The organism is Ferruginibacter albus, from assembly GCF_020042285.1.
Classification (GTDB): Bacteria; Bacteroidota; Bacteroidia; order Chitinophagales; family Chitinophagaceae; genus Ferruginibacter; species Ferruginibacter albus.
In genome coordinates, this window is sequence record NZ_CP083388.1 from 3,637,868 (window position 1) to 3,659,655 (window position 21,788).

At 36.3% G+C, this 21,788-nt stretch carries 19 protein-coding genes; 12 read left to right on the forward strand and 7 right to left on the reverse strand.

The window, feature by feature from the left end:
* Positions 1–127: 127 nt before the first annotated feature.
* The 4 genes from K9M53_RS15535 (at position 128) to K9M53_RS15550 (ending at position 4,469) form a co-directional block, all read left to right on the forward strand.
* A complete protein-coding gene (locus K9M53_RS15535) occupies positions 128–1,066 on the forward strand; it encodes a rhomboid family intramembrane serine protease (protein WP_224016634.1) in 939 nt (312 codons plus the stop codon).
* A gap of 54 nt (positions 1,067–1,120) precedes the next feature.
* Entirely contained in the window at positions 1,121–2,248 is a 1,128-nt protein-coding gene (locus K9M53_RS15540) for an endonuclease/exonuclease/phosphatase family protein (protein WP_224016636.1), read from the forward strand.
* 76 nt (positions 2,249–2,324) lie between these two features.
* Positions 2,325–3,809: a cysteine--tRNA ligase gene (cysS, locus tag K9M53_RS15545; RefSeq protein ID WP_224016637.1), complete on the forward strand. Its 1,485-nt coding sequence runs from the start codon at positions 2,325–2,327 to the stop codon at positions 3,807–3,809.
* Between the two features lie 54 nt (positions 3,810–3,863).
* Positions 3,864–4,469 carry a DNA-3-methyladenine glycosylase family protein gene (locus K9M53_RS15550; RefSeq protein ID WP_224016639.1) on the forward strand — a complete coding sequence of 202 codons (606 nt, stop codon included), beginning with the start codon at positions 3,864–3,866 and terminating at the stop codon, positions 4,467–4,469.
* Here the strand turns inward: K9M53_RS15550 and K9M53_RS15555 are convergent.
* On the reverse strand, positions 4,459–4,932 hold the full coding sequence (locus K9M53_RS15555; RefSeq protein WP_224016641.1) for a GAF domain-containing protein: 474 nt from the start codon (positions 4,930–4,932) through the stop codon (positions 4,459–4,461). The genes K9M53_RS15550 and K9M53_RS15555 overlap by 11 nt on opposite strands.
* Positions 4,933–5,190: 258 nt before the next feature.
* On the opposite strand from K9M53_RS15555, the gene K9M53_RS15560 reads away from it, so the two are divergent.
* The 5 genes from K9M53_RS15560 (at position 5,191) to K9M53_RS15580 (ending at position 11,234) form a co-directional block, all read left to right on the forward strand.
* Positions 5,191–5,829, forward strand: a complete 639-nt coding sequence (locus tag K9M53_RS15560) for a Crp/Fnr family transcriptional regulator (RefSeq protein WP_224016642.1) — start codon at positions 5,191–5,193, stop codon at positions 5,827–5,829.
* A 116-nt stretch (positions 5,830–5,945) separates the two neighbouring features.
* The gene (locus tag K9M53_RS15565; protein ID WP_224016643.1) at positions 5,946–7,481 is read left to right on the forward strand and encodes a GH3 family domain-containing protein; all 1,536 of its coding nucleotides are present in this window, start codon (positions 5,946–5,948) and stop codon (positions 7,479–7,481) included.
* A gap of 175 nt (positions 7,482–7,656) precedes the next feature.
* Positions 7,657–9,123 carry a circularly permuted type 2 ATP-grasp protein gene (locus K9M53_RS15570; RefSeq protein ID WP_224016644.1) on the forward strand — a complete coding sequence of 489 codons (1,467 nt, stop codon included), beginning with the start codon at positions 7,657–7,659 and terminating at the stop codon, positions 9,121–9,123.
* Positions 9,124–9,232: 109 nt separating this feature from the next.
* Positions 9,233–10,168, forward strand: a complete 936-nt coding sequence (locus K9M53_RS15575) for an alpha-E domain-containing protein (RefSeq protein ID WP_224016645.1) — start codon at positions 9,233–9,235, stop codon at positions 10,166–10,168.
* A 100-nt stretch (positions 10,169–10,268) separates the two neighbouring features.
* Positions 10,269–11,234 carry a transglutaminase family protein gene (locus K9M53_RS15580; RefSeq protein ID WP_224016646.1) on the forward strand — a complete coding sequence of 322 codons (966 nt, stop codon included), beginning with the start codon at positions 10,269–10,271 and terminating at the stop codon, positions 11,232–11,234.
* Here K9M53_RS15580 and K9M53_RS15585 read toward each other — a convergent pair whose 3' ends face one another.
* Together K9M53_RS15585 and dnaN are read right to left on the reverse strand one after the other, a co-directional pair.
* On the reverse strand, positions 11,235–11,654 hold the full coding sequence (locus tag K9M53_RS15585) for a putative signal transducing protein (RefSeq protein WP_224016647.1): 420 nt from the start codon (positions 11,652–11,654) through the stop codon (positions 11,235–11,237). It lies immediately after the preceding gene.
* Between the two features lie 80 nt (positions 11,655–11,734).
* A complete protein-coding gene (gene dnaN / locus K9M53_RS15590) occupies positions 11,735–12,850 on the reverse strand; it encodes a DNA polymerase III subunit beta (protein WP_224016648.1) in 1,116 nt (371 codons plus the stop codon).
* Between the two features lie 192 nt (positions 12,851–13,042).
* Between dnaN and K9M53_RS15595 the strand changes: the two genes are divergently transcribed.
* Positions 13,043–13,498 (forward strand): regulatory protein RecX, encoded by a 456-nt coding sequence (locus K9M53_RS15595; RefSeq protein ID WP_224016649.1) that lies wholly within the window; start codon positions 13,043–13,045, stop codon positions 13,496–13,498.
* On the opposite strand, the gene K9M53_RS15600 is transcribed toward K9M53_RS15595, so the two are convergent.
* Positions 13,495–14,823 (reverse strand): APC family permease, encoded by a 1,329-nt coding sequence (locus tag K9M53_RS15600; protein ID WP_224016650.1) that lies wholly within the window; start codon positions 14,821–14,823, stop codon positions 13,495–13,497. The genes K9M53_RS15595 and K9M53_RS15600 overlap by 4 nt on opposite strands.
* A gap of 158 nt (positions 14,824–14,981) precedes the next feature.
* Here K9M53_RS15600 and K9M53_RS15605 point away from each other — a divergent pair, with 158 nt between their 5' ends.
* Complete coding sequence (locus K9M53_RS15605; protein WP_224016652.1) at positions 14,982–15,767, forward strand: amidohydrolase; 786 nt, start codon at positions 14,982–14,984, stop codon at positions 15,765–15,767.
* Between the two features lie 14 nt (positions 15,768–15,781).
* Here the strand turns inward: K9M53_RS15605 and K9M53_RS15610 are convergent, their stop codons facing one another.
* The 3 genes from K9M53_RS15610 to K9M53_RS15620 are packed head-to-tail and all read right to left on the reverse strand — an operon-like array spanning position 15,782 to position 19,098.
* Positions 15,782–17,278, reverse strand: coding sequence for a S41 family peptidase (locus K9M53_RS15610; protein ID WP_224016654.1), 1,497 nt, complete (start codon positions 17,276–17,278; stop codon positions 15,782–15,784).
* Positions 17,279–17,287: 9 nt separating this feature from the next.
* The gene (gene thiL, locus K9M53_RS15615) at positions 17,288–18,322 is read right to left on the reverse strand and encodes a thiamine-phosphate kinase (RefSeq protein ID WP_224016656.1); all 1,035 of its coding nucleotides are present in this window, start codon (positions 18,320–18,322) and stop codon (positions 17,288–17,290) included.
* Positions 18,319–19,098 carry an inositol monophosphatase family protein gene (locus K9M53_RS15620; RefSeq protein ID WP_224016658.1) on the reverse strand — a complete coding sequence of 260 codons (780 nt, stop codon included), beginning with the start codon at positions 19,096–19,098 and terminating at the stop codon, positions 18,319–18,321. Before K9M53_RS15620 ends, thiL begins: the two co-directional genes overlap by 4 nt.
* A gap of 148 nt (positions 19,099–19,246) precedes the next feature.
* Here K9M53_RS15620 and K9M53_RS15625 point away from each other — a divergent pair, with 148 nt between their 5' ends.
* The gene (locus tag K9M53_RS15625; RefSeq protein WP_224016660.1) at positions 19,247–21,739 is read left to right on the forward strand and encodes a helix-turn-helix domain-containing protein; all 2,493 of its coding nucleotides are present in this window, start codon (positions 19,247–19,249) and stop codon (positions 21,737–21,739) included.
* Positions 21,740–21,788: the final 49 nt, after the last annotated feature.

Consider the following 21,788-nt stretch of genomic DNA (forward strand, 5'->3'; position numbering starts at 1 on the left):
TAGATGTGCAAAGCAGCTATTTTATAATGTAGCAGGTCAATATAATAGCCACAGAAAAATCTTGGTACAGAATCTGTTAAGTATATTTTAGGTTTCTGTTTTGTAAATTTGTTTCAACAGTAGTAATATGGGAGAGTCTGACAGATATAGTGATTACAGGAGTTCTAAGAGAAGAATATTATTTGGCGACGACAATAATGCCATCGTAGCACTGTTTGCGCTTAACATTATTTTCTTCATTTTAATTTGTACTATAAAAGTTGTTTATCTTTTTTTTCAAAAAGATGCCGCAGCCTTTAACTTAGAAGTTTTACGTCTTTTTGAAATGCCTGCCCAACTAAGCCAATTAGGAAAACATCCCTGGACTGTCTTGGTCCATATGTTTTTTCATGTGAACGTCTGGGATATTCTAAGTAACATGCTTTGGTTATGGGCATTCGGCTATATTCTTCAAGACCTTGCAGGTAATCAAAGACTTATTCCCATTTACATTTACGGCGGTTTGGTGGGAGCGCTTAGTTTTATTTTAGCTAATTATTTGTTGCCTCAATTAAAGGCAGAAATACCGGATACATATTTATGGGGAGCCAATGCAGCTACGATGGCAATTGCAACTGCTACCACCACCTTAGCTCCTGATTATCGGTTTTTCAGAAATTTAAATGGAGGTATTCCTATTTGGGTGCTTACCTTAATTTATGTACTGATCGATTATTCCGCAATTGCAGGTTTAAGTGCAGCATATTCCATCTCGCATTTAGGTGGCGCCTTTACAGGGTTTTTATTTATTATTTTATTAAAGAAAGGAGTTGATGGCAGTACATGGATGAACAATTGCTATCATTGGTTTATGAACTTATTTACTCCGGCTGCCAACAGCACCCCTTCTTCCGTAAGAGAAAAGGTTTTTTACAACGTTGGCGGTAAACAACCGTATAAAAAAACAACGCATGTTACACAACAACGGGTAGATGAGATCCTGGATAAAATAAACCAACACGGTTATCGCTTTCTTTCCGATGAAGAAAAAAATATTTTAAAAAGAGCCGCCGAAGAAGATCTTTAGTTAACACTTGTTTAAGTTGTTGCAACACTCAAACCTTTATCTTTACTGCGTATTATGGCCACTGGCTTTTTCAAAAAAACAATTAAGCTATTTTTTGTTGTTGCAAATATTCTTGTAGCAATCTGTTTTTGCCTGGGCTGTTACGCCAACATCTTTTTTTCTGAAAGCTTTTGGCTTGTTGGTTTCTTTACGCTCGCCTCTTTTTATTTACTGCTGGTATTATTTATTTTTTTTGTTGGATGGCTATTTGCCCGATCAAGATGGGCGTTTCTTTTTATCGGCATTCTATTAATAACCTATAAGCCTATACTCAATATTATTCCGCTGCAATTGCCAACATCATTCACGCTGCAAAAACCGGCAGCTGCTTTACGTATTATGAGCTGGAATGTAGAGTCGTTTCAAATATTAAACTATAAAACACAGCCGCAATTGCGTCAGCAAATGATCGAACTGATAAAGCGCTATGACCCTGATGTTGCGTGTTTCCAGGAAATGACCACGGCAGATTCCGATAAAACAGCCATGTACCAGTTAAAAGACTTTGTGAAGGACCTTGGGTTTCCTTATTATTTTTATGCCTACAATATTTTGGACGATTATTATCCCGGCACACATACACATTATGGAAGGATCATTTTTTCCAAAAAGCCGATCATCAACAAACAAATGATCGAACCCGATCCGCTTGATTATAATCGTACATTTCAATATATAGACATTGTAAACAATACGGATACATTCCGTGTTTTTAATTGTCATCTTCAAACAATGCGATTTACACAGGATAATTATAAATATATTGACAGCATTTCATCTCCCGATATTAAAAGATCAGAAGGTATTATAAGCAAGCTGAAAGCAAGTTTTCCTAAACGAAAAATACAGGCAGACAGAATTAAAGAAGAGATGAAAAAAAGCCCTTACCCTGTGATACTTTGCGGCGATTTTAATGATGTACCCAATTCCTACGCATATACAACTATCGGCGATGGATTACAAAATGCTTTTGAAAAAAAAGGATATGGTATTGGGCGCACCTTTAGTGATATATTACCAACGCTTCGTATCGATAATATTTTTTTAGACAATAATTTTGAAGTAGCGCAATATACTCGTGTAAAGAAAATGTTGAGCGACCATTACCCGATCATTGCTGATGTTATTTATAAAAGCAGGTAATGAAATACCTTCGGCATTCACTATTCACTTTCTTATATAATCTGTAATTTGCAATATATAATCTGCAATTAAAAGTATGTCTCTTAAAGTTTACAATTCTTATTCCCGTCAAAAAGAAGATTTTGAAAGTATAACTCCCGGGCACGTAGGCATGTACGTATGCGGTCCAACTGTAAGCGGAGAGAGTCACCTGGGCCATGCTCGTCCTTATATTACGTTTGATATTGTATACAGATATTTAACGCACAAAGGCTATAAAGTCCGTTATGTACGGAACATAACCGACGCCGGACATTTTGAAGAAGAAGGGAGAGAAGCGGAAGATAAGGTAGGCAAAAAAGCAATCCTCGAAAAACTGGAACCGATGGAACTGGTGCAGAAATACACTAATCTTTTTCATTGGGCAATGTTACAGTTCAATTGTGTTGAGCCTAGCATAGAACCAACGGCAACAGGCCATATTGTTGAACAAATAAGCATGATCGAAGATATCATTGAACAAGGTTTTGCATATGTAGTGAATGGTTCTGTTTATTTTGATCTGAAAAAATATGCCGCAGGTCACGATTACGGAAAACTAAGCGGCAGAATATTGGATGACCTGTTGGAAACAACGAGAGAACTGGAAGGACAGGATGAAAAAAGAGATAAAGCTGATTTTGCATTATGGAAATCGGCAGCGCCGGAACATATAATGCGCTGGAAAAGCCCATGGGGAGAAGGTTTTCCCGGATGGCACATTGAATGTTCAGCAATGGCAACCAAATATCTCGGCTCACATTTTGACATTCACGGCGGCGGTATGGACCTGCAATTTCCTCATCATGAAAGTGAAATTGCACAAAGCACTATATGCAACCATCAAAGCCCCGCAAAATATTGGATGCACAATAACATGATCACGATAAATGGTCGTAAAATGGGAAAAAGCTACAACAATGTTATTAAGTTAACAGAGTTATTTAGCGGTAACCATCCTTTATTGTCGCAGGCTTTTCATCCAATGACAGTACGCTTTTTTATTTTACAAAGTCATTATAGAAGCACATTAGACTTTAGCAGCGCCGCTTTGGAAGCATCTGAAAAAGCATTAAAACGTTTATGGGAAGCATACGAGATATTAAATAAGCTGGATGTAAAAAATGAAACAGCTTCGGATATTGAGTTGGATGAAAAGATCAAAAAGCTGGTAAGCCAGTTTGAAGAATTTATGGATGATGATCTTAACACAGCAAAAGTGCTGGCAAATATGTTTGAATTGGCTCCTATCATCAATTCCATAAAAGATAAGCATATTGCTGCCGATGCTATTTCTTTGCAAACAGTAGCATTATTACAATCCTCTTTTAAAACTTACCTGGAAGGTATTTTTGGCTTACAAAAAACAGCTGTCGGAAATAATAAGCTAGATGCAATAATTACAATGCTGATAGATATTCGAAAAGAAGCAAAAACAAAAAAGGACTATGCAACCTCCGATAAAATAAGAAATCAATTAACAGCTATCGGCATAGAATTAAAAGACGAAAAAGACGGAAGCGTGAGCTGGACAGTATTGTAGTTCGCAGCATATCTGCTTACATTATAAAAATCATATTTAATCTACGTTCCATTAATGCAACACATTCTTCATTTAAGTAAAGATAAAAAGCTTAAAAAATTAATGGATGTGCAATCGCCACATCTTTTAACTAAACGGAAAAATGTTTACCTGCATTTGTGCAGTAGCATTATGAGCCAGCAATTAAGTACAAAAGTTGCTGACATAATTTATAAGAGGTTTCTCAATCTTTATAATAAAACACCTACACCACAACAGATATTAGAAACTCCGTTCGAAACACTTCGTTCTATCGGGCTAAGCAATGCCAAAGCAAATTATGTTCACAATGTTTGCCGGTTTTTTATTGAGCAAAAAATTACAGATGCCGGCTTATATAAAATGGAAGATGAAGAATTAATAATTTATCTATCTAAAATTAAAGGTGTTGGCAGGTGGACGGTTGAAATGATATTAATGTTCACGCTCGGCAGAGAAGATGTATTTGCTTTAGATGATCTTGGCATACAGCAAAGCATTACTAAGCTTTACAAGCTTGATGCAAGCGATAAAAAATTGCTGAAAGAACAGATGGCTAAAATATCTTCTAAATGGAAACCTTACAGAACATATGCCTGCCGTTATTTATGGGGTTGGAAAGACAATGAACCTAAAACTTGATCTCACTAATGATTTCTTCCAAATACGTTTTATCCGTTTCATCAAAATAATTGTATTGCTCGCTGTCAACATCCAATACAGCCATTACTTCATTATTACGAATAAGAGGCACCACTATTTCAGATCTTGATAAACTGCTACAGGCAATATGTCCCGGAAATTTTTCTACGTCGGGTACAATGATCGTTTGTTTAGTTGCCCAGCTTGTTCCGCAAACACCTTTGCCTTTCTTGATACGGGTGCATGCAACCGGACCTTGAAACGGACCTAACACCAGCTCCTTGTTCTTAACAATATAAAAACCAACCCAAAGCCAATTAAATTGTTGCATTAAAGCGCCGGTAATGTTAGCAAGATTAGCAATCAGATCAGGCTCATCTTTTATTAATGCACCTATCTGTTGCGTAATAGATATATAATTGTCTTTCTTATTACCCGATATGATCTTTAAGTCGTCTGTCATAACAAAAATTAAAAAAATAAATTTTCTTGGGAACTATGAAGCAGCTTTCAACGTCATCTTCTAATCTAAAATAGTAAACATTTATCAATATATAAATTTGATAAAAATCAATGACTTATAAGCCTTTTTATAGACATTTAGCTTACTAACAACAAATAAAGTATTATAAAAAACAATACTTCATAGTAATTTTACTATTTTTTTGCGTATTTTTACGTTAGTTCGTTCCGATTTTGCTTGATTAAAAACTAAAACTCAATGAATACTGTAGCTCTGAACACAAATTCTCCGTTTATCACTAAATGGAATACCAGTGATGGGCATTCTCCATTAGTTGCTTATATCAATAAACTTTATGCAATTAATGAAGAGGCTATCGCATACATTGATAAATGCTCCTTCCGATACGAAATTAAGAAAGGCAGGCATTTAATAAAAGAAGGAGAGTTCTGTAATCATGTTTATTTTGTTAAAAAAGGCGTTTTACGGGGATATGTAAAAGAGGGAGCAAAAGAAATTACCACCTGGATAATGGGCGAAAACAACCTGGTTACTTCCGTAAGAGGATTCTATCTTGAATCTGCATCAGTAAAGAATATTCAGGCTTTGGAAGATTGCGAATTGATCGCCGCTCATTATGATGATCTGCAATATTTATATGATCATTATATTGAAATGAATATTGCCGGCAGAAAAATATTAGAGCAATATTATAGTGATGCTGAAGAAAGAGCATTTATAAGCCGTCTTCCAAAAGCAGCATCAAAATACAGTCGCTTTTTAGCAACAAGCGGAGAACTCGCTAACCGCATTCAATTAAAATATATTGCCTCTTATTTGGGAATAACCATTGAGACATTAAGTCGTATTAGAAGTAAATTAATTACCGGTAAGTAAACCAGGCACTGTTCTACTTCTTTGTTTTAACAATTTTATTCCTGCATCTGAATAAATTATTCCCTCAAAAGGTTTGTAAATGCTAACTTTGTTGCATACTAAACCTTTAATGTTGCATGGCATTAATAGAAATTAAGTTTCCCAAATCTATAGCCAAGGCACTTAATCTTCCGGTAAGCGATGTTCGCCGTCAGCAATTGAAAGTTCTGAAAAAACTGCTGCGAAAAGCTCGGTTTACGGAATTTGGTCAGCATTATTTATTTGATGAAATATTGTTGAGTCGCCACCCCGGCAAAAAATTCCAACAAATAGTTCCTACCTGTAATTACAGCAAAATATACAAAGACTGGTGGCATAAAACCCTGGAGGGAAAGCCGGATGTATGCTGGCCCGGCGTAATAAAATATTTTGCATTAAGCAGCGGCACCAGCGAAGCATCCAGCAAATACATTCCTGTAACAAAAGACCTGATCCGCAGCAATACACTTACCAGCATTCGCCAATTACTTAGCCTTTCCAAATATGAAGATGTGCCGCGAAGAGCTATTGGAAAAGGATGGCTGATGTTGGGTGGCAGCACTCAATTGCAAAAAGGACCTACCTATTATGCAGGTGATTTAAGCGGTATACAGCAAAAGAAAATCCCATTTTGGTTTCAAGGATTAGGTTTATACAAACCCGGCAAAAAAATAGCAAGAGAAAAAGATTGGTCTAGGAAATTAGAAGAGATCGTAAACAATGCGCCCAATTGGGATATTGGTTTTATTGTGGGCGTTCCTGCATGGTTACAATTGTGCATGGAAAAGATCATTGAAAAGTATCAGCTTAAAAACATCCATGAAATTTGGCCCAACCTTTCTTTTTATGTGCATGGCGGCGTAGCCATGGAGCCTTATAAAAAAGGATTTGAAAAATTATTAGGCAAGCCAATTACTTATATCGAAACCTATTTGGCAAGTGAGGGTTTTTTAGCATATCAAAATCGCCAGGATACCAATGGAATGCATTTAGCTATTAATAATAATATCTTCTTTGAATTTGTTCCTTTTGATGATAATAATTTCGACAGCGAAGGAAATATGGTAGAGACCCCGGAAGTGTTTATGCTGCACGAAATAGAAGAAAATAAAGATTACTCCATATTAATAAGTACCAATGCCGGCGCATGGCGCTATGCCATTGGTGATACGGTTAGGTTGATCAATAAAGAAAAAAGCGAGATCATAATAACCGGACGCACCAAACATTTCCTGAGTTTGGTAGGCGAGCATTTGAGTGTAGACAATATGAACAAAGCAATTGAAACCGCCAGCGAAGAGCTGAATATTTCCATTCCTGAGTTTACTGTTGCCGGCGAGCCTTATGGTAACTTCTTTGCCCATCATTGGTACATAGCCACTAACGATGTGGTGAACAACGAAACATTGCGTAGCCGCATAGATCAAAAACTAAGAGACATAAATGATGATTATGAAGTTGAACGTAATCATGCACTGAAAGATGTATTGGTAACGGTTTTGCCGGAACATACGTTCATGGATTTCATGAAATCGAAAGGGAAAGAAGGCGGCCAGCATAAGTTTCCAAGAGTTTTGAAAGGAAAGATGCTGGAAGAATGGAAGGCTTTTTTAAGTTATGAATTAGTGAGCTGATCTGCTATTATATTTACTAAACATATCTTTCTCCACTTGACATAAATCGTAAAATATTTTTTATCATTCTTAATTTGAATGATAAAAAATGGTTTTGTTTTCGTTATATTTGTTTTAACAGGTTTTCTCCACGATTCGTCTTGCCAATTAATATATTTTCCTAAAACTGTTCAATATGCAAACTAGTGAACTGCTGCAATCGTATCTGGTTGATACTAACACGTGGGATGAAATGTACAAGGATGCTTCGGTAAGAGAGCAATATAAAAAAGTGCTCAACTTTTTGCAGCAACTGTCTATTGAAGAGTTAAATAAAAAAGAAGAGTTAGCAAAAAAGCTTTTCATGAGCCAAGGCATTACGTTCACTGTATATAGCAGCGGTGAAGGCATTGAAAAAATATTTCCCTTTGATATTATTCCCCGTATTATCACCGCATCAGAATGGAACTATATTGAGAAAGGAATTAAGCAACGCTTAAGAGCGTTAAATCTTTTCCTGAAAGATATTTACAGCAATCAGTTTATCATCAATGACGGAATTATTCCTGCGGAGATGATCTACAGTTGTCCGCATTTTTTGCGTGAGATGTATAATTTTCCGGTACCGTACGATCTGTACGTTCATATTTCCGGTATTGATTTGATACGTAACAACGATGGTTCTTTTTATATACTGGAAGATAATTTGCGTACACCCAGTGGCGTTAGTTATATGTTAGAGAACAGGGAGATCACCAAGCGTATCTTTCCAAACTTATTACCCCAAAATAATGTACGCAGTGTAACAGAATACACGAATATTTTACATAGAAACTTAGTTTCGCTTTCACCCCGACAAACAGCTAACCCTACAATTGTTTTATTAACTCCGGGCATTTATAACTCTGCTTATTTTGAACATACCACCTTAGCAAGATTGATGGGTGTTGAATTGGTAGAAGGAAGTGATTTGGTTGTTGATAATCATAAAGTGTATATGAAAACCACACTGGGCTTGCAACAGGTGGATGTTATTTATAGAAGAGTGGATGATGATTTCTTAGACCCGCTGGTATTTAATCCTAACAGTATTTTAGGAGTTGCCGGTTTAATGAGCGCTTACCGAAAAGGTAATGTAGCTATTGTAAATGCTACAGGCAATGGTGTTGCAGATGATAAGGCGATTTACACATTTGTTCCTGCAATGATTCAATATTATTTGAATGAAGAACCGATATTGAAAAATGTTCCCACTTATCAATTAGGCAAACAGGAAGAAAGAGAACATGTGTTTGCCAACATAGACAAAATGGTTATTAAAAAAACAAATGAGAGTGGTGGTTATGGCATGTTGATGGGCAATGCAGCTACCGACAAAGAAATTGCTGAGTACAAAGAACAGGTTCTAAAAGATCCAAGGCAATTTATCGGGCAACCGATTGTCAGTCTTTCTTCTTCGCCTTGTTATTTAAATGGAAAATTGCAACCACGCAGAGTTGATCTACGACCTTATGCATTATGTGGTCCGGATGGAATTGAAATTGTTCCGGGCGGTTTAACAAGAGTTGCATTGAGAGAAGGATCAATGGTAGTGAATTCATCGCAGGGGGGCGGCAGTAAAGATACATGGGTGTTAAGTCCGTTGACACATGAAGGTGAATAATGGCATTCTGTACAAGAGAGTGACACAACGATGACGAGTAGACATAGAATGTTTAGACAAAAAATAAACAACTAAAGAATCATTTCATCACACAAACCTGTTTGAATTAATGCTTAGTAGAGTTGCTGATAGTTTATACTGGATGAGCCGTTACATGGAAAGATCGGATGGTCTTTTGCGTATGCTCAAAATTAATTATGCTTCCTCGCAGGATGATATACAGGAGTTTTCATGGAAGCCTGTGCTGAAGATTTTTTCTCATTTGGAAGAGGAAGAGATTAATGAAATTGCCAACAGTACAAAAGATGTATTGCAGTTTATGGTGCTCGAAAAAGAAAACCCTAATTCTGTTTACAGTATTGTTACCTTGGCAAGAGAAAATGCAAGAAGCGTACAAGACCATATCACTAAAGAAATGTGGCAATGCATCAACGACTTCTATCATTTAATGCGTGAGCCACGATTAAAATCTTCCTTAGCCGAAGAAGACCCAATAACGGTATTGGATAGTTTGATCCGTCAAGGCATGCTTTACTTTGGCACTACAGAAGTTACTATGGCACGTAACGATGGCAAATCTTTTATCAATATCGGTAAGTATTTAGAAAGAGGAATTCAATCGACAGATATTTTAGATGTTAAGTTCAGTGATATTAATTATGATTTTGAAAAAACAGCTGATACTACTTACTGGAAATATTTATTGATGTCTATATCTGGTTATGAGCTTTATTTAAAAACGTATCGCAGTGGCTTTGATCCGAAAAATGTGGTTGGGCAAATTGTGCTGAGCGAACAGTTTCCTCGTTCGGTAGTGTATTGCATTAACCAATTGCATCGCTATTTTGAACGTTTAAAAAGCGAGCGTAATGCACCCGGCTATAATCAAATAGATTTTATGTTGGGCAAATTTAAAAGTCGTATAAAATTTTCAACCACAGACTCAATCATCCAGGAAGGATTACACGGCTTTTTGCATCAAACAAAATCAGGGTTATTAGAGATCGGAAGTACATTGAATCATGTATATTTTGCATACTCTTAGGAAATGCACATGAGGCGATAAAACAGATCAATGCAGCTATTGATTTATACAATTGATATAACTCCTGCAATCAATAAACCAAACAACCTAAAACCAAAATATGCCAAGGCTTATTATACATCATGTAACCAAATACAGCTATGAAGCTCCGGTAAGAGACAGCGCCAACCAAATAATGTTGTTTCCTATTAAGGATGAAAACCAGGAGTTGTTGAACCAGCAATTAGTAATAACAGGCTTACCTTCTGTAGAATTGTATCGTGATTATTATGGGAATTCTGTTGGCAGCTTTATGACAGTGGCGCCACACAAAGAATTATTGATCGATTCTAAAATAGAAGTTATAACCCGTGACAGGCCGTTGCCTAGCCAGGAAATACCTATTGATGCACAATGGAGTTATCTGAATGAAATACATAACTCCATTATGTTCATCGATTTTTTAAAAGAAGAAAATTTTAAAGCAGTTAACGAGGTTAAAGCGATAGCAGAAAAAATAGTAGCAAAAGGTTCGTCTGTTTTTGCTGTAGTGAATGAGCTGAATGAATATGTTTATGAAAATTTTAAATACATAAAAGGTGTTACCAATATTGAAACTACCTTAGAAGAAATATGGACATTGAAAGCAGGTGTATGCCAGGATTTTGCGCATATATTATTAGAAATGCTTCGGCTGATAAATATTCCTGCACGTTATGTAAGCGGATATGTTTGTCCGCGTAACCGGCATTTACGTGGCGAAGGCGCTACACATGCGTGGATAGAGGCATATATCCCTTTTTATGGCTGGCTTGGTTTTGACCCCACCAACAATTGCGTAGTAAACGATCTGCATGTACGCCTTGCCGTTGGTAAAAATTTTACGGATTGTTCCCCGGTAAAAGGAACTTATCGTGGTACTGCAGGCCATACATTGGAAGTAGGAGTCTCTGTTTCTTATGAAGATGGTGTTGCGTCAGGAGATATTAGCGCAACATTAAAAGCGCAGGCACCAATTGCAACCAATCCAACCACCACAAATTCTTACAGAAGATTTATTGAACAACAGCAACAACAGCAGCAATAATTATTCTTCATGGTTATTTGGAGATTCAGGTAAAGTGTTTGTTTCATATCCACACTTACCGCATTTGTATACATAATCAGGAGCAACTGTATAACTTGAAAATATCCACGTAAGAATTGCTGTAAAATAATTTGCTACTCCCGGCTTAGCAATATATGCAAACTCATGAGCACCACATTGGGGACATCGTGCAGCTTTAATATAATCTTCATCAAATTGTTTAATAAGCGTCGATGCTTCTTCCAGATCTTCGCTTTTAACTACCAGCTTAATACCTCCGATCGCATTGCTTAAAATAGGATCGATCGTTACAGTATACTCGTCTTTTAGATAGCATTCAACACCAGCATCCTGCAGTTTGGTTAAGTAGATATTTGCCGTAAAATAATTATCGAAAGATTTTAAAACAATCAATTCCATTTATAAAAGATACTATTATTTGTATAAAATAAAAAGTCTTCTGAACAGAAGACTTAAGAATGAATTTATCGCTTTTAAAATTAGTTATTCAACATCAACGGCATTACCAGCATCAGCACATCTTCATTTTCATCTTGTTCAGATGGTTTGATAATACCTGCTTTGGTAGGAGTGCTTAATTCTACCACAATCTCATCCGTAGTAGCAGCGCCTAGCATTTCAATTAAAAACTTTGCATTAAATGCTATTTGCAGATCCTCACCGTCGTATTGACAAGCCATGCGTTCATTACCTTCAAAGCTAAAATCAACATCCTGCGCAGCTAGTTGCAATTCGCTTCCGCTGATGCTTAGCGCCACCTGGTTAGTGCTTTTATTACTAAAGATGCTTACACGACGCAACGCACTTTGAAAATCGCTTTTATTTACATTTAATTTATAAGGATTATCTGCAGGGATTACTACTTTATAGTCAGGAAAACGGGCATCAATCAAACGACAAACCAATTCAGTGCCGCCATGCTTTACAAAAAAGTGATTGCTGTTATACGATACCGTTAGCTCATCCTCATTATCCGGCAAAGCTGCCTTTAATAAGTTCAATGGTTTTTTAGGAACAATAAATGTGTCGCTTTTAGGAGCGCTTACATCTGTTCTTTTATAACGTACCAAACGGTGAGCATCCGTAGCTACCGTTGTCATTCCTTTTTTATCCAGTTCAAAGAAAACACCTGTCATTGCAGGACGCAGATCATCATTGCTAACAGCAAACAAGGTTTTATTGATAGCCGTAACCAATGCCGAAGAACTTATGGTAAAGGAACTTGCATCATCCGCTAAAGGTTCTTTTGGAAAGTTATCCGGATTTTCGCCCATTACTTTATACTTGCCATTATCGCTGGTAATTTCAACCGCAAAGCTTTTATCAATCGTAAATGTCAATGGTTGATCAGCAATATTTTTTAATGAATCCATCAAGATCTTTGCAGGAATACAAACCTTACCGCTGTCTTTCGCTTCAATATCCATGTGAATTTTCATCACTGTTTCCAAATCGGTAGCCACCACCGTTAGCTTGTTCTTTTCAATTTCAAATAAAAAATCTTCCAGAATAGGCAACACCGTGTTGGCATTAATAACCCCGCTGATCTGTTGTAGTTGCTTAAGCAATGCCGAAGAAGAAACAATAAACTTCATATTCAAATAGTATTAAAAATCAAAGATAAAATTTTGAGTTAAACGAACCCAAGATAGCGAATTAATTTGGCGCTGTGTTGATAACTTTCTTTTTGTGTTAGTATTGTTTGGAGCCCAACAGTTACGCCTCGGTTAAACATCGTTGTGTTACTCACTTCAGCGTTTTTGACACTATTAATCATAGTTTTGCAAATGCTTACACCCGAACAATCCCTTCAAAAAATTAAGCAATACTGCGCCTACCAGGAACGCTGCCAAAGCGAAGTAAGAGAAAAGCTATATAGCCTTGGCTTATATAAAAATAAAGTAGAAGAAACCATCGCTATTTTGATTGGAGAAAACTATTTAAACGAAGAGCGTTTTGCTATTCAATTTGCGGGTGGACATTTTAGAATAAAACAATGGGGCAAGATAAAGATCAAACATGCATTAAAGCAAAAACAGATAAGTGAATACTGCATTAAAAAAGCATTACGGTCAATTGATGAAGATGATTATTTAAAAACTGTAAAAAAACTCTATTCCGAAAAATTAAAAACACTGAAAAGCGAGAAAAACATCTTTATTAAAAAAAGAAAGCTACAGAATTATTTATTGCAGAAAGGTTTTGAAACAGACATTATTGTTGATCTTATAAAGAACATTTAACTATTGGCTGTTGCAACCTGCGGATTACGCCATACAATAATTTGCCACACTATTTCGGCAGTAAATAAAATGGCAATGGCAAAAAGTGCAGGATGTGTGCCTAGCTTTTTTAAGGCAGCTGTAAGTGCAATAGCGTAAACGCATAAAGGAAGCAGTATCATTAGACAAAGCCCGGTAACATTCAGTGGTATTTTAAATGGCCGATGCTCATTCGGTGCTTTTACCCGCAGAACGATCAGTGATACAAACTCTAATGAAAGTGCAGCACCATAGAGGGTTACATCTATCACTACCAACTCTTCAAAAGACCAGAATATCATAATGCTTACCACCACAGCGCAAACAATAATAGAAATATAAGGTGTGTTGAATCTCGGATGTAATGCACTTAATTTTTCTGTAAGAAGTTTATCATCTGCCATCACTTTTGGAACACGGGATACAGACAATAATACGGCAGAAAACAAACCTAATGTACTAGCCATGCCGCCAATTGCAAGGATAACTCCCAACCATTTACCCCCTATCAATCTTCCCAAAGCGGGGAAACCTTCTTCTTTCAATGTTGCGTAGTCTATTCCGGAAGCTTGTGCAGCTACAATTGTTACAAAGTAAATTAGAAATACTAATCCAAAGGCAATCCCAACAGAAGTAAGATAAGACTTAACCGGCTTATCAACCTCTTCTGCATACGTGGTAGTATTATCCCACCCTAAAAAATTCCACATTACTGTATATAGCCCCATCCCGATAGATGAAAAGCCGACGCCATGCAATGAAAGGTGAGGAATAGAAAAATCATGATGTTGCGAAAACGCTAACACAAAAAATATTAAAAACGGAATCAATACTATAGCAGTTAGTACAATAGAGATTTTCCCCACGGGCATAATACCCAATATATTAATAGCAGCACAAAGCCAGATAATAACTAAACAAACCGGAATTTTATACGCTGCTAATTGAGGAAAGAAAAATGCAGCATACTCAACAAACAATACAGGGTAAATAGCCAGATCAACAAACGTGTAGAGCCATGTCCACCAACCTTCATATAATGCAAAACGCTTTCCCATTGCCCGTTTTACCCATTGATAATAACCGCCATTCACCGGCATCATACTGTTTAATTCCAGCACGGTAAAAATGGTGGGAATATCCCATAATAAAGGAACAAGTATCAACAACAATAAAGCAGCATGGTTGCCTGCAAAATATAATAAAGGCTCAATGCCATAAGGCCCTCCGGATACCGTTAGAAAAATTATTGCAGCAAGATGTATTGGCTTTAATTTTTTGGATATTGAAGTAGGAACTGGGCGCATAGGAATTAGCTGCGAAGCTTACTTACAACAATATCGCTTGGGCAAATTGTTATGAGTATATTGGTTAGGTTTTAATTATGTTTGTAAATTAAATTTAATCTAAATATTGCAAATTCTCTAATATTTACGTATTACTTTCTCAGTATAAACGAAAAAAGGTGCCGCTTATTATAACTACCATACAAACAAATTTACATTGGGAAAACAAGGCTGCTAATCTTGCTATGCTGGAAGAAAAGATCAATGCTATTGAAGAAAAAACAGAGATAGTGATATTACCGGAGATGTTTAGCACGGGCTTTAGCATGCAGCCGGAACGCTTAGCAGAAGACCTGGAAGGAGAAACGGTGCAATGGATGAAAAGAATTGCTGCTCAAAATAAAATAATACTCACCGGAAGTGTCATTATAAAAGAAAATGACAGGTTTTTTAATCGTTTGATCTGGATGTTACCCAACGGTGAATATGGATTTTATGATAAGCGGCATTTGTTTGCTTACGGTAATGAACACACGCATTATACTGCCGGTACTAAGCGATTGATTGCTTCTGTAAAAGGATGGAAAGTGAACTTACAGGTTTGTTATGATCTACGCTTCCCTGTTTGGGCTCGCCAGCAAATAAAAGATGAACCGGAATACGATGTATTGATATATGTAGCTAATTGGCCGGATAAAAGAATTCATGCCTGGAAAACATTATTATGCGCAAGGGCAATAGAAAATCAGTGTTATGTTATTGGTGTTAACCGGGTAGGCAATGATGGGAATACTATTTATCATAGCGGTAATTCATTGATCGTTGACCCGCTTGGGCAAGTGCTGTATCACATGGCTGATGAGGAGGACGTTTTCACTATCGCTTTAGAAAAAGAAAAATTAGAAGAGGTTAGAACGAAATTTCCTTTTTGGAAAGATGCGGATGATTTTAATATACAGGTTTGAATTAGATCAGCTTATTACTTATTTTCTTCTTTGATCATTTGTTTCACTATCTCCATTTTCCTATCCTCTGAGTTTCGTACACCATCTACCGTTGGTGGAATATAAATGTCAGGCATAATTCCTGTTCCTTTGAAGGGAACATGATTGTATTGCACGATACGAAATAAAGGTAACCGAACTCTTAGTTTGGTAATTGGTAAAGTAATATCCGGAATCATAACACCATCATTGCCATACCAGCCGCCGCCGGTTTCTTCACCAACAATTTTTACGTTTTCTTGTCCCTTAACCTGGTTACAAAAAATTGTAGATGCAGAAAAAGTTGGCCCATTCACCAGCACATACAGCTTACCGTTAAAATGATTTTTTACTTTGGGTTTAAAAAGATGGTGTTCCAAATAGCCATAATGTACTAAGCCATCTTTACGCCGTTTGGTTAATAAAAAGAAACCAAGATTATTAATAAAACCATGCTTAATATAACCGGTATAAGGCTTTAGGCTTTTGGTTACAGCAAAAGCAGAATCTGTTGCTTTAAATGGAGTGTTGCGTAAAAACTTTGCCAACACCATGCTCATATTAAGATCACCGCCACCGTTCCTTCGCAGATCAAGAATTACATTTCCAATTTTATTTTTGCGAATGGTTCTGAACGAAGATTTTATAAAATGCCGCAAGTGTTTTCGTCTTCCGTTTGTAAACGTATTTAATGTAATGACTGACGTCTTTAAGCTTGCATCTATGGTAAATGACCGAAGGTTTTTAATATATAGCTTATGTAATTGATGCCTGGTTATTTTGCTTTCAGAAGAATCTACAATTTTATTTCTACCGGTATCGGGAGATTGAATATACATTGGCACAATCGTGCTTTTTTCTTTTCCCATGCTATCAATATACCCTACCCGGTAAGTACTATAAACTCCAAAAACATTTCTATGATAAAAAGGAAAATTACTGCTGATGCGTACATAATTTACATTGTCGGCATACCCATCTAACGGTAAATAATCAAACATTGTTTTAATAGTTTCATTATTGCGCATACCATTAATAGAGGTAACAAGCATTCCCTGTTTTAATATAGAATCTTTTTTATTAAGATTTTCTATTATTACCATAGTGTCTTTCCACACTTTCAGATGAAGAGGGAAAGAAGGAATTCTTATTTTTTGTTGAAATTGATACCAGTTCTTGCTCATGCTGAAGCTTGTATGCCCGCAACGGATTTTATTAATAACGGGAGCCAATACATTCCAGCCAAACTGCAATTCGGTCATTGAATCGGTTATGCTTTTATACCCGTTATCAAAAAACATGTTCATGCTGTCTTTTGATGTGTACCAATAAAGTGAGGGATGTTTTGCCTCTAAAATTTTTCTTAATAAAGTATAGTCTTGCTGAAGCTGTTGAACGGAATATTTCTTATTCGGGTTATAATTTTTACTGGCTGCACAGCCCGATAGCAAGGCAATGCAAATAACTGCCGGTAAAAATATCCGATAGAGCATTTTTATAGATTAGCTTTTCAGGTGATTCCAACCCTGAGCAACCAGCGCATGTTTATTGCCTCCTCTTGTAATAATCGTTTGTCCTTCATTTGCTTCCGTTATATATCCTATCACACTTATCTGGTCGTTCAGTTTAATTTTTTCGTAATCATTTTGTGCAATTGTAAATAACAATTCATAATCTTCGCCGCCGCTTAATGCACATGCTGTCGGGTCTACCTCTAATTTATACGCATATTGGCGGGCTTCTTCATACACAGGAATCTTATCTTCATACAATACACAGCCTGTTTCGCTTTGTTTACAAATATGCATCAGATCGCTGCTTAGTCCATCACTTATATCCATCATGGATGTTGGCGTAATATTATTTTCCGCAAAAAACTCAATTATATCTTTCCTGGCTTCAGGCTTCAATAATCTTCCCACAATATAAGACTGGCTTTCCAGATCCGGTTGCACACCCGGGCTTTCTAAAAATATTTTCTTTTCTCTTTCCAATAAGGTCAGTCCCAAATAAGCCCCGCCCAAAAATCCACTCACACAAACAAGATCTCCTTTATTTGCTGTACTTCTCTTTACATATTTTTCAGGCGCTACTTCACCAATAGCGGTAATTGAAATTACGAATCCTTTTTGTGAAGAAGTGGTATCACCACCGATTAAATCTATATTATATTTTTCGCAAGCAAGATAAACGCCTTCGTAAAATTCATCCAATGCTTCCAGGCTAAAGCGGCTGCTAACGGCAATGCTTAGGGTAATATGTGTAGGCGTGGCGTTCATTGCATAGATATCACTGATATTCACCACTACGCTTTTATACCCTAAATGCTTTAATGGAGTGTACATCAGATCAAAATGAATCCCTTCTACCAGCATATCGGTTGATATAACGGTTTGTCTTCCGAAATGATCGATCACAGCGGCATCATCCCCTATGCTCAAAACAGTAGAAGCATTTTTTGTTTCATTGTTTTGGGTAAGATGATCTATTAGTCCAAATTCACCTAATGATGCTATTTCGGTTCTTGCTTCGCTCATAATTGTTTTTTATTGTTTATCACATCCAACATTTCCTCGTGTATTTTTCCGTTTGTTGCCAATAAATGAGGTTGATATACAGAATAATAATTTCCATCAAAGTCTGTTATCTTTCCACCAGCCTCTTCTACCATTAAAAACCCCGCTGCACTATCCCACGACTGCAATTTATGTTCATAAAAACCATCAAATCTTCCGGCAGCCACCCAACAAAGATCAATAGCAGCACTACCCAAACGTCTCACAGCAATTCCTTTTCGAATAAAACGCTCAAACACTTGCAACGGTCCATTTTCAGAATCAAGATACGTGTAAGGAAATCCGGTAACTAAACAACTTTTAACTACTTCTGTTTTGTTGCTTACAGATATTTTTTTATCGTTCAATGTGGACCCTTTTCCCTTCTCTGCAAAAAAGAATTCATTCAAAAAGGGATTATAAACAGCTCCCAATATCATCTTTCCATTTTGTTCTACAGCTATGCTTACACAACAAATAGGGATACCATTTGCAAAATTCACGGTACCATCAATAGGATCAATGATCCATTTATATTCACTATCCATTTTTATCTCGCCCGCCTCTTCACTTAAAATAAAATGATTCGGAAATTCATCTTTGATAACCTTGAAGATCGCTTTCTCTGCTGCATGATCAGCTTCTGTAACCAGGTTATTGATTCCTTCTTTATTAGAAATTTTAAACTCGCCATTGAAAAAACGCCTCAATTCTTCTGCTCCCGCTTCTGTAGCCTTGATCAGTGTAGCTTTTAACATGGCGCAAAGATAAGAAAGTGATATTTCACAGGGGCAATAAGCAAGTAGAGAAGATCAAATTTATAATATGCTGATAAATGTCATTATTCTCATACGGAATGTTTATCAAAACTATATTTTACTTAATTTAACTTTGTTATCTATCAACATGTCACTTTCATTTATAGTAGAACATAACGAGGTCTTTGACCTGGCGTTTCGATTTGTTACTGAAACCAGTGAAAATATTTTTCTTACCGGTAAAGCCGGGACAGGCAAAACCACTTTTTTAAAATACCTGAAAGATAATTGTGCAAAGAATATTGTAGTTGCTGCGCCAACAGGAGTAGCAGCGATCAATGCAGGAGGGGTTACTTTGCACAGCTTATTTCAATTGCCGTTCCACCCTTTTTTACCAACGGCTAATAATAAATCAGAATTGTTGTCTAAGCTTCGTTTTACAGGGCAACGGCAACAATTGTTACGTAAAATGGAACTGCTGGTCATTGATGAAATAAGCATGGTACGTGCAGATACCTTAGATGCTATTGATACAATATTAAGAAGTGTGCGTCGTAATCATGATCTTGCTTTTGGCGGTGTTCAGCTATTGTGCATTGGCGACCTGTTTCAATTGCCACCCGTTGCACAACAACATGAATGGATGATTTTACAAGAGTATTATTCTTCCCCTTTCTTTTTTGATAGCCTGGCGATAAAAGAACAAATGCCTTTATTGATTGAGTTAAATAAAATTTATCGGCAGAAAGAAGAATCATTTGTACGACTATTAAATAAAGTACGCACCAATAATATGGACGCAGATGATTTTGAGGACCTGCATCTGCGCTATAATCCCACCTTCACGCCAACTGAAGAAGAGAAATATATTACACTTACCTCACACAATAAGCAAGCAGATGCCATTAATGAGCAACAATTAAACAGAATAATTGCACCTGCAAAAACATATAAGGCAGATATAGAAGGAGATTTTGCAGAAAATAATTTTCCTGCAGAAGCAGCATTAGTTCTAAAGGTTGGAGCACAAGTAATGTTTTTAAAAAATGATGCGGTACAAAAAAGATATTTTAATGGTAAGATAGGCGTAGTGAAAAATTTAGAAGATGAACGAATTATTGTGGAATGTGATGGTTTTGATATTGATGTTCGAAAGGAAACATGGGAAAACAGTCGTTATGTATTAAATAGGGAAGATGGGAAATTGGAGCAGGAAACATTGGGCATGTTTACACAATATCCTTTGCGATTGGCATGGGCTATTACTATTCATAAAAGCCAGGGATTAACTTTTGAAAAAGTAATGATAGATGCAGGCGCATCATTCAGCAGCGGACAGGTATATGTTGCATTAAGCAGATGTACCAGCCTGGATGGTATTGTATTGTTATCTAAATTGAATGCTGCTACGCTTTTTAATAACGACAATGTTTTAAAAGCTCAGCAATCATTAGCACATAAAGGCTCGCTGGCAGAACGTTTTGAAGGAGCAAGAAAATTATTTACACAACAGTTAATGCAAGAGATATTCTCTTTTACTAATATTCTTCTTGCTTTAAACTCATTGGAATATCATATAAAAGAACAGCATCTTAAGTTAAGTGATGGAAGTATTGAATGGATAGGCAACCTTAAGCAAAATGTTATTTCCGATAAATCTGTTGGGGAAAAATTCATTTTACTTGTCAATGAACTATTAAAAGAAGAAGGAGTGATTGAAAAAAACCCTTTGTTACAAAAGCGTATTAATGACGCAGCCAATCACTTTATTCCAAGATCGACTCAATATCTTAGCTCAGTAAAAAATACAATTCTTAGTACAGAACATAAAGAAACCTCTGCTGTAATTAACGAGCAATTACAAAATACAGCAATAACAATTTACACTTCTCTTTACTTTTTAGAATATTGTAAGAATGCTTTTTCGATCAGGGATTTTTTGCATTACAAATTGAAATTTGTAACGCCTAAGTTTTCTATTAATAGTTATGCCGGCGCAAAAAAAGAAACAGTAACCATTACGGATACAGCCAACATGGCTTTATATGATAAATTACGGATTTGGAGAGATAATATATTAAAAGAAACCGGTCAGCCAATATACATGGTTGCCAATAAAGCTTCTTTAATGGAGATATGTCAATATCTTCCTTTAACAAAAAAAGAGCTGCAGCAAATTGGCGGCTTTGGAAGAGCTAAGGTAGAAAAGTACGGCGATGAGATACTTGATACAGTGCAGCAATATTGCACTGAAAATAATTTAGTATCTCTTATCAATTTAAAAGAGCCTGTTACAAAAAAGAGCACGAAAACCAAAGCAACAACAGAAGAAAAGATTGATACAAAAACGCTTACATTAAATTTATACAAGCAAGGAAAAACAATTAGCGAAATTGCTAAAGACCGGAGCTTTACAATAAGCACTATTGAAGGGCACTTAGCACACTTTATTCAAACAGGGGAAATTAATATTGATAATTTAGTAAGCATAGAAAAGCAAATTGAAATTAAAGCAGCCATTGAAAAAGCAGGTTCCGAAAACTATAAAGCCTTATTCAGCGAACTAAAAGGAATTATGAGTTATGGTGAGATCCGTATGGTAGCTGCCTCTATGAATATAAGCCAGCAAGCAACTTCTTAATATTTTGAATACTGCTATAAAAAATCGTATTTCGTAGTATAAACTTTTT

Excerpts from the sequence above, each read along its gene's own strand:
- K9M53_RS15535 (WP_224016634.1), top strand. The coding sequence starts at position 128 with ATGGGAGAGTCTGACAGATATAGTGATTACAGGAGTTCTAAGAGAAGA.
- K9M53_RS15540 (WP_224016636.1), top strand. The coding sequence starts at position 1,121 with ATGGCCACTGGCTTTTTCAAAAAAACAATTAAGCTATTTTTTGTTGTT.
- cysS (WP_224016637.1), top strand. The coding sequence starts at position 2,325 with ATGTCTCTTAAAGTTTACAATTCTTATTCCCGTCAAAAAGAAGATTTT.
- K9M53_RS15550 (WP_224016639.1), top strand. The coding sequence starts at position 3,864 with ATGCAACACATTCTTCATTTAAGTAAAGATAAAAAGCTTAAAAAATTA.
- K9M53_RS15555 (WP_224016641.1), bottom strand. The coding sequence starts at position 4,932 with ATGACAGACGACTTAAAGATCATATCGGGTAATAAGAAAGACAATTAT.
- K9M53_RS15560 (WP_224016642.1), top strand. The coding sequence starts at position 5,191 with ATGAATACTGTAGCTCTGAACACAAATTCTCCGTTTATCACTAAATGG.
- K9M53_RS15565 (WP_224016643.1), top strand. The coding sequence starts at position 5,946 with ATGGCATTAATAGAAATTAAGTTTCCCAAATCTATAGCCAAGGCACTT.
- K9M53_RS15570 (WP_224016644.1), top strand. The coding sequence starts at position 7,657 with ATGCAAACTAGTGAACTGCTGCAATCGTATCTGGTTGATACTAACACG.
- K9M53_RS15575 (WP_224016645.1), top strand. The coding sequence starts at position 9,233 with ATGCTTAGTAGAGTTGCTGATAGTTTATACTGGATGAGCCGTTACATG.
- K9M53_RS15580 (WP_224016646.1), top strand. The coding sequence starts at position 10,269 with ATGCCAAGGCTTATTATACATCATGTAACCAAATACAGCTATGAAGCT.
- K9M53_RS15585 (WP_224016647.1), bottom strand. The coding sequence starts at position 11,654 with ATGGAATTGATTGTTTTAAAATCTTTCGATAATTATTTTACGGCAAAT.
- dnaN (WP_224016648.1), bottom strand. The coding sequence starts at position 12,850 with ATGAAGTTTATTGTTTCTTCTTCGGCATTGCTTAAGCAACTACAACAG.
- K9M53_RS15595 (WP_224016649.1), top strand. The coding sequence starts at position 13,043 with ATGCTTACACCCGAACAATCCCTTCAAAAAATTAAGCAATACTGCGCC.
- K9M53_RS15600 (WP_224016650.1), bottom strand. The coding sequence starts at position 14,823 with ATGCGCCCAGTTCCTACTTCAATATCCAAAAAATTAAAGCCAATACAT.
- K9M53_RS15610 (WP_224016654.1), bottom strand. The coding sequence starts at position 17,278 with ATGCTCTATCGGATATTTTTACCGGCAGTTATTTGCATTGCCTTGCTA.
- thiL (WP_224016656.1), bottom strand. The coding sequence starts at position 18,322 with ATGAGCGAAGCAAGAACCGAAATAGCATCATTAGGTGAATTTGGACTA.
- K9M53_RS15620 (WP_224016658.1), bottom strand. The coding sequence starts at position 19,098 with ATGTTAAAAGCTACACTGATCAAGGCTACAGAAGCGGGAGCAGAAGAA.
- K9M53_RS15625 (WP_224016660.1), top strand. The coding sequence starts at position 19,247 with ATGTCACTTTCATTTATAGTAGAACATAACGAGGTCTTTGACCTGGCG.